Origin of the sequence: Streptomyces sp. NPDC059371, assembly GCF_042751995.1 — a bacterium.
Lineage (GTDB): Bacteria > Actinomycetota > Actinomycetes > Streptomycetales > Streptomycetaceae > Streptomyces.
The window spans coordinates 113503-128568 of the sequence record NZ_JBHYXD010000007.1 but is presented as its reverse complement, the minus strand read 5'-3'; the positions used below and the strand labels follow the sequence as shown (position 1 = coordinate 128568).

The following is a 15066-nucleotide window of genomic DNA, read 5'->3' as shown; positions in this document are numbered from 1 at the left end:
ACCGCCCGACCGAGAGGAACGACAGATGACCAACCCGTTCGAGAACCCCGACGGCCTGTACCGCGTGCTCGTCAACGACGAGGGCCAGTACAGCCTTTGGCCGGACTTCGTCGACGTGCCCGCCGGCTGGACCGTCGTGCACGGCCCGGGCCCCCGGCAGCAGTGCCTGGACCACATCGAGACCAACTGGACCGACATGCGGCCCAAGAGCCTGGTGGAGAGCATGCGGCGGACGGGCTGACCCGGACGATGCTCTGTACCCGACTGACGAACGCGCGCTTCCTCACCATGGACCCCGACCGCCCCGTCGCCCGTGAACTCGGCGTGTGGCGGGGCCGGATCGTGGGCCTGGACGAGGAGGTGGCCGCCCTGCCCGCCCGCCGGGTGGTGGATCTCCAGGGTGCCACCGTGCTGCCCGGGTTCATCGACGCCCATGTCCATCTGGCCTGGACCGGGTTGAAGGCGGCCACGCCGAGCGTCGCCGGACGCCGGACCGTGGACGAGGTGCTCGCCTTCGTGGCGGACATCGCGGCCACGGTCCCGGAGGACGGCTGGGTGAACCTCGCGGGATACGACCAGCGGCCGCTGGGGCGCCACTTGACCGCCGTCGAGCTGGACAAGGCGAGCGGCGGACGCAAGGTCTTCCTGATGCACGACTCCGGACACGGCTGCGTCGTCAGCACCGCCGTCCTGGAACTGCTGCCCACGGGACTTCCGCACGAGGAGGGGTTCCTGGCCGAGGGGGCGATGGGCGTCGCCCGCGCGCTGCGGCTCCCGCACGCCCAGGAAGATCTCGCGGACGCCATCGCCCGCGCCGCCAGGGAATGTCTCGCGGAAGGCGTGACGGCCTGCGCGGAGGCGGGGATCGCGGGCGCCCTGTTCGGACACAGCCCGGTCGAACTCGGCGCGTACCAACTCGCCCGCGAGAGCGGCAGGTTGCCGCTGCGGGTGCAGCTCATGGTGGCGGCCGACCGGCTGAATCCCGTCACCGCGCACATGTCCGACGGCATCCCCCGCGCCCTCGACCTCGGCCTGCGCACCGGGTTCGGCGACGCATGGCTGTCCGTGGGAGCGCTCAAGATCTACACCGACGGCGGCATGATGGCCCGCACGGCCGCCCTCAGCAGCCCCTACGAAGGACTCGACCACGCCGGTCAGTTGCAGGACGACCCCGAAGCGCTCGCCGACACCGTCGTCGCCGGGCATCTCGCCGGCTGGCAGCTCGCCGTCCACGCGATCGGCGACCGGGCGGTCGACGTGGCCCTGGACGCCCTCGAACGGGCCCAGCGCCTCAGGCCACGCCCGGACGCACGGCACCGCATCGAGCACGCGGGGCTGGTCCGCCCGGACCAACTGGACCGCTTCGCGCGGCTCGGCGTGATCGCCGTCGTCCAGCCCAACTTCCTGCGCTCCTTCGGGGACGACTACGCGGCGATCATGGGAGCGGGGCGCGCACCCTGGCTGTACCGAGGGAGGGGCTTCCTGCGGCACGGCATCACGCTCGTCGGCAGTTCGGACCGCCCCGTGACGGACGGATCGCCGCTGCGCGCCGTGCAGTTCATGGTGGAGCGGGCCTCCTCGTCGGGCCGGACGATCGGACCGGACGAGGGCATCACGGTGGAGGAGGCGCTGCGCGCGTACACCGTGGGCGGGGCCTTCGCCTGCCGCTGGGAGAACAGCCTGGGAAGCCTCACCCCGGGCAAGTACGCGGACCTGGCGGTGCTTTCGGACGACCCGACGACGGTGGAGACCTCGCGCATCGGCGACATCGACGTGGTCGCGACATTCGTCGGCGGCCAGGAGACAGAGGAGGCCGCGCAGTGAGCGCTCGGGTGGACGGCGACGACCCGCTTACGGAGCCGGAAGTGGTGTCCCCGGACCCGCTCCGGTGGGTGATCTGGAACTCTCCCACCGGGGTGATGGTGTTCGACCGGGACACCAACGGCCCACTGCTCCTGGACGACGAGTCGGCCCTGGACGAGGTGCTGAGCAGGATGCGGGAGGCGGGCGTCCCGGAGAGCGACGACTACCCGGGGCACCCCTGCTCCTGACACCGCCCGGCCCGATCGACAGCCGGTTCCGGCTCTGCCAGGGTGAACGGATGCGGATACCGAGGCAGGCGGCGAGAGTCGCGGTGCTGGACCCGGCGGGCGCCGTCTTCATGTTCCGGTACGAGAACGAGGAGGTCGGTGTCCACTGGGCGCTGCCCGGCGGCGGAATGGATCCGGGGGAGACCCCGCTCCAAGCCGCCCTGCGCGAGGTGCGGGAGGAGACCGGCTGGACGGACATCGCGCCCGGCGGCACGGCGCTCTGCTTCTGGGAACACGACTTCACCCGCGCCGGTGTCCCCGTGCGGCAGTACGAGCACATCTTCCTCGCGTACGGCCCTCGCAGGCAGCCGGGCGGCGAGCTGGGCGCCTCGCACGCGGCGGACGGCATTCTCGGGGGCAGATGGTGGTCGCCGCGCGACCTCTCGGAGCCCACGGAGCCGCTGTGGCCGCCCCGGCTTCCGGAATTGCTGGCCGCCGTGCGACGCGACGGCCCGCCCATGACACCCGTCGACCTCGGCTTCATGCCCAACGGCGGCCCGGGGCCGGTCTGAAGCTCCGCAGCGTCGCCCAAGAGCCGTACGGCCGGGTCGACAGCTTGACCGCGAACGTCCCCGACTTGCCCTGCTGACACAGCGGAATCGCGCGTCAGTACACGTCGCGCACGTACCGCTTCTCGGCCGTGAGCTGCTTGACGTACGCGGCGGCGCCGTCCTGGCTGTGGCCGCCGTGGGTGACCGCGATGTCCCGCAGGGCCTGGTCGACGTCCTTGGCCATGCGGGAGGCGTCGCCGCACACGTACAAGTGCGCCCCGTCGCGGAGCCAGGACCACAGTTGGGGACCGCGCTCCCGCATCCGGTCCTGGACGTAGACCTTGGCCCGCTGGTCGCGGGAGAAGGCCGTGTCCAGGCGGCTGAGCGTGCCGTCGGCGAGGAACGCGTCCAGCTCGTCCTCGTAGTAGAAGTCGGTGGCCCGGTGCTGCTCGCCGAAGAACAGCCAGTTGGGCGCGCGGTGGCCGAGCGCGCGTCGCTCGTTCAGGAAACCCATGAACGGCGCGATCCCGGTGCCGGGGCCCACCATCACCATGGGGGTGCCGGGGTCGGCCGGCGGCCGGAACCTCGGGGAAGGCTGGACGAAGACCGGCACCGGTGTGCCGAGGGGCGCGTCGGCGAGAAACGGCGAGCAGACGCCCTGGCGCGGCCGCCCGCCGGGGTTCTCGTAGCGGACGACGGAGACCGTGAGCGAGACGAGGTGGGGGTCGGTCAAGGGGCTGGAGGATATGGAGTACAGCCGGGGCTGGAGCGGCTTGAGCACCTCGGCCCACTCCTGGGCGTCGGCCCGTACCGGGTGTTCGGCGATGAGGTCGACGGCCTGACGGCCCCAGGACCACCGGGCCAGTTCGTCCTTGTTGTCGGGGCGCAGCAGCTTCTTCAGAACCCGGTCGTGGGTGCGTTCGGCGACGAAGCGCAGCAGGCCGGGAGTCATCCGGGTGATGTCCAGATGCCGGTGCAGCGCTTCGCGGAAGGGGATCTCCCCGGCGCCTTCCAGGCGCACGACGGCGTCCGGCGCGAGTCCGGTGGTGGCCAGCCATTCCGTGACCAGATCGGGGGAGTTGACGGGGCGTACGCCGAGGGCGTCGCCGGCCTGGTAGACGAGCGGGGTCTCGCTGTCGCGGGTGTCGAAGGTGAAGCGCCGGACATCCTTGCCCGCGCCCGGCAGACTGAGGAGCTGATTTCCGGCGAGCCGGGCCGTGACGGGGTCCGGCTTCCTCGGCGGTGCGGCGGACGGCGGTGCCGGGGGAACGGGCGCCCCCGCCACCCCCGCCGCCCCCGCGACCCCCGGTGCGGCCGGCGTGGCCGGTTCGGTGGCGTCGGTCAGGGAGGCGAGGACCTGGTCGAGCCAGGCCGTGGCCGAGGGCCCGTAGTCGGGTTCGCAGTCCGTGCGCGGGGCGAGGCGTACGGCCCCGAGTTCGTCGAGGCGCTGGTCGAGGCGTCGGCCGTGTCCGCAGAAGTCGTCGTAGGAGGAGTCGCCGAACGCGAGGACGGCGTAGCGCAGGCCGTCCAGGCGGGGCGTGTCGGGGGCGGCCAGGGCGTCCCAGAACCCCGAGCCGTTGTCGGGCGCGTCACCGTCCCCGAAGGTGCTGGTGATCAGGAGGACGTCGGCGCCGGCAGGCAGTTCTCCCGGGTGGGCGTCGTCCATGTCGACCAGCGTGGCCCTGTGCCCCGTCGTGGTGAGCCGGTCGGCGGCGGCCGTGGCGAACTCCTCCGCGTTGCCGGTCTGCGAGGCCCACAGGACGACGACCTCCCGGACGGGTCCGGAGGGCGCCGGGGCCGGGGCCGGTGTTCCCGGAGCGGCCCGTGAGTACATGCCGGCGAGCACGCCGTTCACCCACAGGGCGTGCTCGGGACTGAACGGGGCGCCCGGAGGCAGTACCGGCACGCCGGGAGCGCCCGATTCGAGACCGGCGAGGAAGCCGATCAGGTACTGCCGCTCATGCCCGGCCAGGACCGGCGGTGGGGCGGGCGCCAGCCCGAAGACACCGGCGGGGCCGGCGGGCAGGACAGGTCCCCCGGACAGGGTGGCCACCGCGACGGCCGGGAGCGCTTCGGTCCCGGTCCCGCGCACCGCTGTCGCCGTGATCGTCGCTGTCGCCGCGACCGAGGCCATGTGCGGCGCCGTCACCGACACCGGAGTCGCCACCTTGGCCAGTGACACCGCGCACACCTTGAACTCCGGCTGGAAGGACAGCGGGTCCACGGCGTCGCTGGTTACGGCGTTGACACTCAGGTACTCACCGAACAGGTCGTTCCAGTGGAAGGGCGCGAAACAGCAGCCGGGCCGGACCCGGTCGGTCACCACCGCGGGCAGCACCGCCCGGCCGCGCCGCGACGCGACCTCCACCGAGTCGCCCTCGGTGACCCCGAGCACGGCGGCGTCCTCCGGGTGCAGCTCCACGAAGGGCCCGGGGTTGAGTTTGTTGAGCTTGGCAACCCGGCCCGTCTTGGTGAGGGTGTGCCACTGGTGCTGCACCCGGCCGGTGTTCAGGACGTACGGGTAGTCGTGGTCCGGCATCTCGGCGGGAGGCAGATGCGGGCGGGCGTGGAACACCGCGCGGCCGCTCGCCGTCGGGAAGACCGGACCCCCGCCGTGCCCGTCCACGTAGCGGATGGGGTTGCGGTCGGGGCCGTCCTCCCGCGCGGCGGGCCACTGCACCGGGGTGGACCGCAGCCGCTCGTAGCTGACGCCCCGCAGGTCGTAGCCGGTCTTCGGGTTGTGGGCGCGCTTGATCTCCTCGAAGACCTCTTCCGCGCTGTCGTAGGTGAAACCCCGCTCGTAGCCCATCGCGCGGGCGACGGCGGCGATGATCCTCCAGTCCGCCGTGGCCTCCCCGGGGGGATCCGCCGCGGGCCGGGCGAGGGTCACATTGCGTTCGCTGTTGACGAGGACACCCTCGGTCTCGGTCCACAGCGCTCCCGGCAGGACGACGTCGGCGTACGCGTTGGTCTCCGTCTCGGCGAAGACGTCCTGGGCGACGACGAACTCCGCCCGCTCCAGACCCTCGATGACGGTCCTGCGGTTGGCCACGGAGGCGACCGGGTTCGTGCAGATGATCCAGCAGGCCTTGATGTCCCCGTCGGCCATTCTCCGGAACATGTCGACCGTGCCCTGGCCGGACCCGTCCTCGCGGAGTGTGCCGCGGGCCAGCTCCCACAGCTCCTCGACGAAGGCCCGGTCCTCCTCGACCAGCACCGACCGCTGGCCGGGCAGTCCCGGACCCATGTACCCCATCTCCCGGCCGCCCATGGCGTTGGGCTGGCCGGTCAGCGAGAAGGGGCCGCTGCCGGGCCGGCAGATCGCGCCCGTCGCGAGGTGCAGATTCACCAGCGCGTTGGTGTTCCAGGTGCCGTGCGTGGACTGGTTGAGGCCCATGGTCCAGCAGCTCGTCCACTCCCCGGCCTCACCGATGAGCCGGGCCGCCTCGCGGATGTCGTCCTCCGGCACACCCGTGATCCCGGCGACGGTGGCGGGCGGGTAGTCGGCCAGGAACTCCGGCATCGCCTCCCACCCCTCGGTGTGCGCGGCGATGAACGCGGGGTCGGTGTGTCCGTTCTCGTACAGCAGGTGCAGCAGACCGTTGAGGAGCGCCAGGTCCGTTCCGGGCCGCACCGGCAGGAACAGGTGCGCCTTGTCGGCGGTCGCGGTGCGCCGGGGGTCGACGACGATCAGCCTGGCGCCGCCCGACTTGACCCGCTCCATCATGCGAAGGAACAGGATCGGATGGCAGTCGGCCATGTTGGAGCCGATCACGAGGAAGACGTCGGCGTGCTCGAAGTCCTGGTACGAGCCGGGCGGGCCGTCCGCGCCCAGCGACAGCTTGTATCCGGTGCCCGCGCTGGCCATGCACAGCCGGGAGTTCGACTCGATCTGGTTGGTCCCGACGAACCCCTTGGCCAGCTTGTTCGCCAGGTACTGGGCCTCCAGGCTCATCTGTCCGGACACGTAGAACGCGAAGGCGTCCGGGCCGTGCTCGTCGATCAGCGCCCGGAGCCGGCGGGCCGTCTCGGCGATCGCGGTGTCCAGCGGGGCGGGCTCGGCCTCCGCTCCCCGCTCGGTCCGTACGAGGGCCGTGGTCAGCCGTCCGCGGGCGGCGAGCATGTCGGCCGTCGTCGCGCCCTTGGTGCACAGGCGCCCGAAGTTGGCGGGGTGCGCCTTGTCGCCGGACGCCTTCAGGACCGTACGCCGTCCGTCGGGACCCATCGCGACGTCGAGAACCATCCCGCAGCCGACACCGCAGTACGAGCAGACCGTCCGCACCTGCTGGGTGGTCGTGGTCACGAGCGGACCTCCGTGTGATCGGTACCTTGCTCCACCGACGCTACGAAGGCCCCATTACGCGGTTGTCACACGGCTCGATCACCAGCGGTTACACGCTCCACACACCGCCACCACGGGGCTTGTGAGGTGCTCCCCCGGGGGCATGGCCTGCGGCGATGACAGGGCGCCCGGTCCTGTGCCGGGCGCCCCGCCATCGCCTCAGTAGCCGAAGCCCGATGTGGTGTACGCACACTCCGTGTAGATGTAGCCCGGCGACAGCTTGGCGGTGTCCGAGGCGGGGGACTTGCCCGTGGCGCTATGGGACTTGTGCACGAAGTAAGTGGTGCCGACGGGCAGCCGGATGGTCCGCTGCGGGTAGTGCTTGCCGCTGTCGCTGCACGGCTTGAAGCCGATCCCCAGGGTGCTGCCCAGCGAGTACGAGGTGCAGTTCCCACAGGCCTTGAGGTTGAAGCTCCCCGTCACAGGTCCCGTGTACAGGACCGTGATCTCGTCGGGGCTGTCGTTCTTGACCGTGACGGCGATGCTCCCGCCCGACGCGGTGGTCGGCAGACGCTTGCCGGCCGCGGGCACGGTCTGCGCGACCTCCGCGGCGATGGCGATCTTCTGGGCCCGCGCCCGGTTCTTGTGGTGCGGGTTGTTCTTGGCGAAGTCGTTCATGGTGGTGACGGCCTCGCTGAAGCTCTTGTCCTTGTACTGGTCCACGCCGCAGGCGTAGGCGCCCGTACGCGCGCTGCCCGAGGCCCGGTCGGCGTCCTTGCCGAGGGTGTCGGACAGACCGGCCTCGTCCCCGGGCAGTCCCCGGACCTGGGTGGCGAGGCCGTCGAGCTGCTTCACGGCGGTACAGGGGTCGTCGCCGCCCACCGAGCCGACCGCTTCGTCGACCGCGCTCTTCACGGCGGGTTCGACCTTCGCGGACTGCGCGGACTTGGGGAAGGTCGACAGAAGCTCGCCGAACTGCGCGGTCCAGCCCGCCTCCCCGCCGCGCAGGGACGCCGCCGCGCACTCGTAGAGCGACGTCGCCAGCCGGTCGTCGGGCCAGTCGGCGAGACCTCCCAGTGCCTTCTTGTCCATGGTGCCCGGCACCGTACGGAGGTACTTCAAGGGCTGTACGGCGGCGCAGTAGTCCTTGCGTGCGAACGGGGCGCCGACGGTGGCGTAGTAGGTCTTGAGCCGGCCGGGCACGCGCCGGGCCGCGCGAGAGTCCGGGTGGTCGTCACGCAGCGCGCCGTAGGCGGCCAGGGCACGGCGATAGCCGGCCTCGCCGCTCGCGAAGTCCGACTTCCCGGACCGGACGACCAACTTGTCGGCCCGGTCGAGCCGGTCGAGGAGCATCTGCTCCGTCGCCTCGTCGCGCGCTCCGTCGTACAGGACGACGCCGGTGGCGGGCACGGCCAGCAGGACGAGGCCGAGCACCGCCGCGATCAAGGCGCTCGGCAGCAGTGCCAGACGGCTCCGCAGGCCCACGGACGCGCCGTGCGCGGCGGCCAGCACCAGGAAGACGAGGTAGAGCACGACGGCCGTACCGGGGACCCCGTCGGGGTCCGCGGGCAGCGCCACCAGAAGCAGGATCCCCGTCGCGACCCAGCACACGGCCATGAGCGCCCAGCGGCGCACGACGGCATAACCGAGCCCGAGCCCGCTGAGGTTCAGCAACGCCACCGCGACGGCCCGCCACGGATGAGCCGGACCGGGCGGTGGCGCGGTCGGCATCGGCGGCACAACAAAGCCGTCACCAGCACCTTGATGATCCCAGGACATGACGGTTCCCCCCGTCGATCACGCCTGAAGCTACCTGACTTGTCAGCGTACGGACAGTCAGTTACTCGCGACAGAGCCCGCATCGAGCCTGTACGACCCATCCACCACACCGGTCGACAGCCGTCCCCCACGTCACGCCACCCGCCCGGCACGTCGCGCCACCTGCCCCTCACCGCGCCGGCCGGCGCCATCGACGTCTCGGTCGGGGCTTTCGCGTCGTGTTCTGCGTCACGTGGGCCCGACATGGCCGGTGCTCCCTTTCGGCGCCGACCTGACGGGTGGTTCGTGACCCTGGGCCATGGGCCGGCCGCGTTCCGACGTCGCCGATGACCGCGGCCGTGCGCGGGTATCGAGCCTCGATGGGGCGTGTGTGGCTGTAGTGGCGCTCCACCTGACGGCCCTCGCTCTCTGGTGAGAGGCGCTTTCGCCGTGTAACGTCGCCGGCAGATGTCGTGGTTCGCAGTACCTGCCCGCGCCGTGGTGCGGGCGTTTTGCTGTGCAGTGCCCGAGGACCAGGACGACTACCTCCGGGTCCGCGCGGTGCGGACCCGTCATCGAGTGAGAGGCACTGGCATGGCCAGCGGAACTGTCAAGTGGTTCAACGCCGAAAAGGGTTTCGGTTTCATCGCGCAGGACGGCGGCGGCCCCGACGTCTTCGCGCACTACTCCAACATCAACGCCAGTGGCTTCCGTGAGCTCCAGGAAGGCCAGGCCGTGACGTTCGACATCACGCAGGGCCAGAAGGGCCCGCAGGCGGAGAACATCACCCCCGCCTGACCCCGCGTCACGCCGCGCGGCGCCTCGTCGGACATTCACGATCGAGGCGCCGTGCGGACGGCGAAGGCCCGCCGTTCTCCCCAAGAGGGGCGGCCGGGCCGCGTACTGACACAGCGGCAGCGTGCGACACGCCCGTGGGCGGACACGTAACCGCCCTTTCCGGCGCCTCCGGCGCCGATGCTCCGACGGCCCCCGTGGCGGCTGTCCGCCCTCGTCAGCGCCCCAGCACCTCGCGCGGGTCGTGCCGAGGCGCACGACCTCTTGCGGTCCGGCCGCCGACGACGGTCCCGCCGATGCCCGCTCGTCGCGGCGATGATTCCCTCACCGGATCCACGGTGTCTCCGCTTCCCGGGCCTCCGCCCCGCGGACCCGGATCCCGGATTCCGCTCTCCCAACTCCCGCTCTTCCGGGGTGCTCCTGAGGCCGTCACAGAGGCCGATCCGCACCGGAACGACGTTACTCACTTTCGAGTGACCGCCCGCTGTGCTGCGTTGACGTGGAGGACGACCGGCTATGCCCTAAATGCTGTAGGAGTACGGGAGTTGGCGATGACGAGCCATCACTCATCGGCTTTCGGCAGTTAAAGGGCCGATACAAGTATCTGTAACCGACATGTCCGTAATTCGTAACAGCGGTCGGGTGTCGCCCGTCTTGGACGTGGATGTGCAGCAAGTTATGAGTCCTCGGCCACCGGGCCGGGACTCGCACAGGGTCGCACCGTGCGGGTTCCCCGAAAGGGGCGCCCGCACGGGGTGTGCCGGCTCTCGAACCTTGAGGAGCATTCATGTCCGTTTCCACGTCTGTCAGTGCCCGTCGGATGGTGGCCGCCGCTCTGGCGGCCGGCGCTCTGGTCGGCTCGGCGTCCGTGTCGGCCTCGGCCGCCGATCCGCGCTTCGACCGCTCGCACGTCGCCATCAGCAGGGTGCAGAGCGACGCGCCGGGCTTTGATGACCGCTCCGCTCGTTCTCTGAACGCGGAGTGGGTGGAAATCACCAACTCGGGGCGCCGTGGCATCAACCTGGACGGCTGGACGCTGTCGGACCGTGACGGCAACCACTACACCTTCAACCACTACCGTCTGGGCGGTCGTACCACCGTCCGCGTTCACACCGGCTACGGCCGTGACACCAGCCGTGACCTCTACCAGGACCGCCGCAACGAGGTCTGGGACAACCGTTCCGACGCCGCCACGCTGCGCACCGAGCGCGGCCGCTTCGTCGACAGTGTCTCCTGGGGCCGGCACCACGACCGCGACGACAACCGAGGTCACGGCCGTGACGACCACCGCGGCCACGGTGACCACCGCGGCCACGGTGACGACCGAGGTCACGGCCGTGACGACCACCGCGGTCACGGCGGCGACGACCACCGCGGTCACGGCGGCCACTGAACAACCCCTGACGGCACGCCCGTTCAGGGCCGGATGATGGTGGATGACCGGCCGATGGCCGGACGCCGCCACACCCCGTGATCACTCGGCCCGCCGGACGGCTTCGCTGAGGAAGGCCCGCACCCCACGGTGCGGGTCTTCCGCGTGTCCGGGTGTCTCAGACGGGCCCCATCCCGGTGCCGCCGAGCAGCAGGCTCACATCCACCGCCGCCACGACGACCGCCGTCGCGAACGCCAGCCGCTCCCGGCGCCGTCCCAGCACCGTCCCCGTCACCGCCACCAGGAGGACCAGGGCCAGGGCCGTCACCTCGCGTCGGCCGGGCGGTCCCGGGGGCCCCAGGGCGAGCAGCGCCGACGCGATCACCAGCGGCACCGGAAGCAGCAGCCGCGCACGGTCCGGTCCGAGGCGCTGCGGCCACCCCTGCACCCCCGTCGCCAGATCGTCCCGGATGTCCGGAAGTACATCGCCCAGATGCGCTCCGATCCCCAGCAGTGCCCCGGCGCCGAGCACCCACCACGGCGGCCACGGATGGCCGGGCAGCCCGAGCCTCACGAAGGCGGGCAGCGCGGCGAACCCCAGCGCGTAGGGTGCCCAGGACCAACGGGTGCTCTTGAGCCGCAGGTTGTACGCCCACGCCGCACCGACCGCCCCCAGGTGCACGGCCCCCGCCCAGAGGCCGCAGAAGAGCGAGAGGGGTACGCACAGGGCCAGCGCCGCGTACGCGGCGGCCCACACCCGGCCCACGCCGATGGCGCCGTCCGCGACGGGCTTGTCAAGGCGGCCGGCCGCGATGTCCCGCCGCGCGTCGAACGCGTCGTTGCACCAGCCGACGGACAGCTGACCCGCGAGCACCGCGGCCCACACCAGCACGCAACCCCCGGGGCCGCGGCCGCTGATCACGGCCAGGGCCGCCGTCAGCGTGGTGACGGCCACGACGGCGCCCGGGTGGCACGCCCGGGCCAGACCGGCCGGCAGGCCGCTCCCGCGCCGCGCGCTGTCACCGGCCGTCGTGTGCTCGGGAGTACCCACCCGCCGATGGTAGGAGGCCGCGTCCAGGCGCCCGGGGCGCGCCACGGGAGGAACGGCCGGACGGGCGATCCCTGGTGGCGCGGCGCCGGTCCGGGGAAGGCCTGTTGGGCAGCCCACCCCAGCCGGTTCGGACGGGAGCCCAATGACGCGGATCGCCGCTGTTCACGGAACCCTCGCGCCGCACCGCTACGACCAGTCCGAGATCACCGACATGGTGGCCCGCAGATGTCTGCGCGACGGAGCAGACCGCCACGCGCTCGACCGGCTGCACCGCGCCGCGAAGGTCCGCGGCCGCCACATGACACTCCCGCTCGAAGAGTACGAGGCACTGAACGGATTCGGCGCCGCGAACGACGTCTACATCCAGGCCGCTACGGACATGGGCGCCAAGGCCGTCCGGGGGGCACTGCGTCTGGCCGGTCTGTCCGCGGCCGACGTGGACCTGCTGGTCTTCACCTCCGTCACGGGCATCGCCGCGCCCTCCGTCGACGCCCGGGTGGCGGGCCGGCTCGGAATGAGGCCGGACGTCAGGCGCGTGCCGATGTTCGGCCTGGGCTGCGCCGGCGGCGCCGCGGGTCTGGCCCGGATGCACGACTGTCTGCTGGGCCGCCCCGAACAGGTGGCGGTGCTGCTGTCGGTGGAGCTGTGCTCGCTGACCTTCCAGCGCGACGACGCCTCCCTGGCCAACCTGGTCGCCACCGGTCTGTTCGGTGACGGCGCCGCCGCGGTGGTGGCGTGCGGTTCCCGTCGTACGGGCGAAGCCGGGGGCCCCACGATCGTGGACACACGCAGCCGGCTGTATCCCGACACCAGCCGCATCCTGGGCTGGGAGGTCAAGGATTCGGGCTTCCAGGTCGTTCTGGACGCCGAGATCCCCGACGTGGTGCGCCGTCATCTCGCCGACGACGTCCAGGGGTTCCTGGACGACCACGGTCTGAAGACGAAGGACGTGAGCGCGTGGGTGTGCCACCCGGGCGGGCCGCAGATCCTGGAGGCCGTCGCCGAAGCACTCGAACTGCCGCACGGCGCACTGGATGTGACGTGGCGTCACTTGGCCGATGTGGGCAACCTCTCCTCGTCGTCCGTGCTGCACGTCCTGCGCGACACCCTGGCCACCCGCCGCCCGCCCGCCGGCACCCCGGGTCTGCTGCTGGCGATGGGACCCGGCTTCGCCTGCGAGATGGTGCTGCTGCGCTGGTAGGCCGCCCGGCGCACGACATGGAACGGTGGGACACGGACACATGGACTGGTACGCACTGCTGGTGGCCGCCGTCGCCGCCGAACGGGTCGGCGAACTCGTCGTCGCCCGTCGCAACGAGCGCTGGAGCAGAGCGCGCGGCGCGATCGAGGCGGGCCGGGGCCACTACCCGGCGATGGTCGCCCTGCACACCGCCCTGCTGCTCGGCTGCCCGGCCGAGGTGTGGCTGGCCGACCGGCCCTTCGTCCCGGCGCTCGGCTGGTCCATGCTGGCCGTACTCATGGGCGCTCAGGCCCTGCGCTGGTGGTGCATCGCCACCCTGGGGTTCCGCTGGAACACCCGGGTGATCGTCGTGCCCGGTCTGCCGCTCGTGGCCCGTGGCCCCTACCGGCTGCTGCGGCATCCGAACTACGTCGCGGTCGTCGCGGAGGGAGTGGCCCTTCCGCTGGTGCACACCGTCTGGGTCACGGCGGTCGTCTTCACGCTGGCCAACGCCGCCGTGCTCACGGTACGCATCCGGTGCGAGAACCGGGCTCTGGCCGGTGTGGCTCCCTCGTTCGAGTCCGTTCCGGCGTGATCGACGTCCTGGTGGCCGGGGGCGGCCCCGCCGGTCTGGCCGCCGCGATCCACAGCGCGCTGGCCGGCCTGGAGGCGGTGGTCGTCGAGCCGCGGACCGCCCCCGTGGACAAGGCCTGTGGGGAGGGCGTCATGCCGAGCGGTGTCGCCGGGCTGAGGGCGCTGGGCGTCCAGCCGGCGGGGAGGGAGCTGCGCGGAATCCGGTACGTGGCCGGCACCGCTCGCGCCGAGGCGTCCTTCCACGGCCCGGGTGGCCGGGGCATCCGCCGTACCGAGCTGCACCGCGCGCTGCACGAGCGCGCGCTCAGCCTCGGGGTACGGATCGTGCCGGGCAGGGTGGGGGAGGTGCGCCAGAGCGCGGACTCGGTCAGCGCCGCGGGTCTCACGGCGCGCTGGCTGATCGCCGCCGACGGTCTGCACTCCACCGTCCGCCGCGGCCTGGGGCTGGAACTGCCCGGTGGCGCGCACCGGCGCTACGGGCTGCGCCGGCACTACCGCGTCGAGCCCTGGACCGACTTCGTCGAGGTCCACTGGTCCGGCGTCGGCGAGGCTTACGTGACCCCGGTCGCCGACGACCTGGTCGGCGTCGCGGTCCTCAGCCGGGTCCGGCGCGGATACGACGAGCACCTGCGCGACTTTCCGGATCTCACCGCGTCGTTGCGCGCGGCCGGGGCCGGGGCCGGGGCCGGGGCGGTAGCCGGAGCCGGGGCAGGAGCCACGGGCGTGCGAGGTGCCGGGCCGCTGCTCCAGCGGGTGCGCCGCAGGGTCGCCGGACGCGTCCTGCTGGTCGGCGACGCGGCGGGCTATGTCGACGCCCTCACCGGAGAGGGGATCGCCCTCGGCCTGGCGACGGCCGGTGCCGCCGTCCGCTGCCTCGCGGCGGGGCGGGTACGGGAGTACGAGCGGGCGTGGGCCCTGCTCACCCGGCGCCACCGCCTGCTGACCGGAGCCCTCCTGGCCGCGAGCCGCCACCCCGGCACCGCCCGCCTGGTCGTCCCGGCGGCGTCCCGCCTTCCCCCACTCTTCACCGCCGCGGTCCGCGCGCTGCAGTAGCAGGCGAAGCGCCCGTACCCGCCGCTCCGGGTTCGGGCTCCCGGGGGAGGGATTCCCACGCGGTCTGCGCCGCAGGCACCGCCTCGGGCCGGGCTCTGGTCTGGCTCTGGTCTGGCTCTGGTCTGGCTATGGTCCGGCTCTGGTCTGTGCCGGAGGTACCTGGCCGCGACCCGCGCTGGAGCGCCTGCCTGCGGCCACGGGCTCAGGGCCGGGCATCCGCTGGTGCCGTGCGCGCGGGCCCTTCCAACGCGCGGGACTCCCGGCGCCGGGTCTGACGCGGGACGGTCAGGCGATCGCCTGCATCATCAGGAACGAGAGGGGTACTTGCGCGTCACGCCACACCCGTACAAGGAAATGAGGACGCCGTGAGCGAGCCCCGCCCGCAAGGCCCAGGGACCGG

Annotated in this window: 12 protein-coding genes; 9 read left to right on the top strand and 3 right to left on the bottom strand. The window is 72.2% G+C overall.

Features of this window, described 5'->3' with window-relative positions; genetic code table 11:
• Positions 1–25: 25 nt before the first annotated feature.
• From ACFXGX_RS06800 to ACFXGX_RS06785, 4 genes are read left to right on the top strand one after another with little or no spacing between them, the layout of a single operon-like run.
• Positions 26–241, top strand: a complete 216-nt coding sequence (locus ACFXGX_RS06800; protein WP_384785637.1) for an MbtH family protein — start codon at positions 26–28, stop codon at positions 239–241.
• 8 nt (positions 242–249) lie between these two features.
• On the top strand, positions 250–1824 hold the full coding sequence (locus ACFXGX_RS06795; RefSeq protein WP_384785634.1) for an amidohydrolase: 1575 nt from the start codon (positions 250–252) through the stop codon (positions 1822–1824).
• Positions 1821–2051 carry a hypothetical protein gene (locus ACFXGX_RS06790; RefSeq protein WP_384785631.1) on the top strand — a complete coding sequence of 77 codons (231 nt, stop codon included), beginning with the start codon at positions 1821–1823 and terminating at the stop codon, positions 2049–2051. Before ACFXGX_RS06795 ends, ACFXGX_RS06790 begins: the two co-directional genes overlap by 4 nt.
• Positions 2052–2101: 50 nt before the next feature.
• Positions 2102–2602: an NUDIX hydrolase gene (locus ACFXGX_RS06785; RefSeq protein ID WP_384785628.1), complete on the top strand. Its 501-nt coding sequence runs from the start codon at positions 2102–2104 to the stop codon at positions 2600–2602.
• A gap of 94 nt (positions 2603–2696) precedes the next feature.
• Here ACFXGX_RS06785 and ACFXGX_RS06780 read toward each other — a convergent pair whose 3' ends face one another.
• Both ACFXGX_RS06780 and ACFXGX_RS06775 read right to left on the bottom strand, forming a co-directional pair.
• Positions 2697–6824 carry a molybdopterin-dependent oxidoreductase gene (locus ACFXGX_RS06780; RefSeq protein ID WP_384785729.1) on the bottom strand — a complete coding sequence of 1376 codons (4128 nt, stop codon included), beginning with the start codon at positions 6822–6824 and terminating at the stop codon, positions 2697–2699.
• Positions 6825–7082: 258 nt separating this feature from the next.
• Positions 7083–8594 carry a hypothetical protein gene (locus ACFXGX_RS06775; protein WP_384785625.1) on the bottom strand — a complete coding sequence of 504 codons (1512 nt, stop codon included), beginning with the start codon at positions 8592–8594 and terminating at the stop codon, positions 7083–7085.
• Between the two features lie 621 nt (positions 8595–9215).
• On the opposite strand from ACFXGX_RS06775, the gene ACFXGX_RS06770 reads away from it, so the two are divergent.
• The gene (locus tag ACFXGX_RS06770; RefSeq protein WP_037751662.1) at positions 9216–9419 is read left to right on the top strand and encodes a cold-shock protein; all 204 of its coding nucleotides are present in this window, start codon (positions 9216–9218) and stop codon (positions 9417–9419) included.
• 784 nt (positions 9420–10203) lie between these two features.
• Positions 10204–10809: a lamin tail domain-containing protein gene (locus tag ACFXGX_RS06765; RefSeq protein WP_384785621.1), complete on the top strand. Its 606-nt coding sequence runs from the start codon at positions 10204–10206 to the stop codon at positions 10807–10809.
• 157 nt (positions 10810–10966) lie between these two features.
• Here ACFXGX_RS06765 and ACFXGX_RS06760 read toward each other — a convergent pair whose 3' ends face one another.
• Positions 10967–11839, bottom strand: a complete 873-nt coding sequence (locus tag ACFXGX_RS06760; protein WP_384785618.1) for a UbiA family prenyltransferase — start codon at positions 11837–11839, stop codon at positions 10967–10969.
• 142 nt (positions 11840–11981) lie between these two features.
• Here ACFXGX_RS06760 and ACFXGX_RS06755 point away from each other — a divergent pair, with 142 nt between their 5' ends.
• From ACFXGX_RS06755 to ACFXGX_RS06745, 3 genes are read left to right on the top strand one after another with little or no spacing between them, the layout of a single operon-like run.
• On the top strand, positions 11982–13040 hold the full coding sequence (locus tag ACFXGX_RS06755; RefSeq protein WP_384785615.1) for a type III polyketide synthase: 1059 nt from the start codon (positions 11982–11984) through the stop codon (positions 13038–13040).
• 40 nt (positions 13041–13080) lie between these two features.
• Positions 13081–13614, top strand: coding sequence for an isoprenylcysteine carboxyl methyltransferase family protein (locus tag ACFXGX_RS06750; protein ID WP_384785612.1), 534 nt, complete (start codon positions 13081–13083; stop codon positions 13612–13614).
• On the top strand, positions 13611–14666 hold the full coding sequence (locus ACFXGX_RS06745) for an NAD(P)/FAD-dependent oxidoreductase (protein WP_384785609.1): 1056 nt from the start codon (positions 13611–13613) through the stop codon (positions 14664–14666). The genes ACFXGX_RS06750 and ACFXGX_RS06745 overlap by 4 nt, the downstream gene beginning before the upstream one ends.
• Positions 14667–15066: the final 400 nt, after the last annotated feature.

Bases quoted from the DNA above. Each gene is read 5' to 3' on its own strand.
- ACFXGX_RS06780 (WP_384785729.1), bottom strand. From the start codon at position 6,824: ATGGTTCTCGACGTCGCGATGGGTCCCGACGGACGGCGTACGGTCCTG.
- ACFXGX_RS06785 (WP_384785628.1), top strand. From the start codon at position 2,102: ATGCGGATACCGAGGCAGGCGGCGAGAGTCGCGGTGCTGGACCCGGCG.
- ACFXGX_RS06800 (WP_384785637.1), top strand. From the start codon at position 26: ATGACCAACCCGTTCGAGAACCCCGACGGCCTGTACCGCGTGCTCGTC.
- ACFXGX_RS06770 (WP_037751662.1), top strand. From the start codon at position 9,216: ATGGCCAGCGGAACTGTCAAGTGGTTCAACGCCGAAAAGGGTTTCGGT.
- ACFXGX_RS06775 (WP_384785625.1), bottom strand. From the start codon at position 8,594: ATGCCGACCGCGCCACCGCCCGGTCCGGCTCATCCGTGGCGGGCCGTC.
- ACFXGX_RS06795 (WP_384785634.1), top strand. From the start codon at position 250: ATGCTCTGTACCCGACTGACGAACGCGCGCTTCCTCACCATGGACCCC.
- ACFXGX_RS06755 (WP_384785615.1), top strand. From the start codon at position 11,982: ATGACGCGGATCGCCGCTGTTCACGGAACCCTCGCGCCGCACCGCTAC.
- ACFXGX_RS06750 (WP_384785612.1), top strand. From the start codon at position 13,081: ATGGACTGGTACGCACTGCTGGTGGCCGCCGTCGCCGCCGAACGGGTC.
- ACFXGX_RS06765 (WP_384785621.1), top strand. From the start codon at position 10,204: ATGTCCGTTTCCACGTCTGTCAGTGCCCGTCGGATGGTGGCCGCCGCT.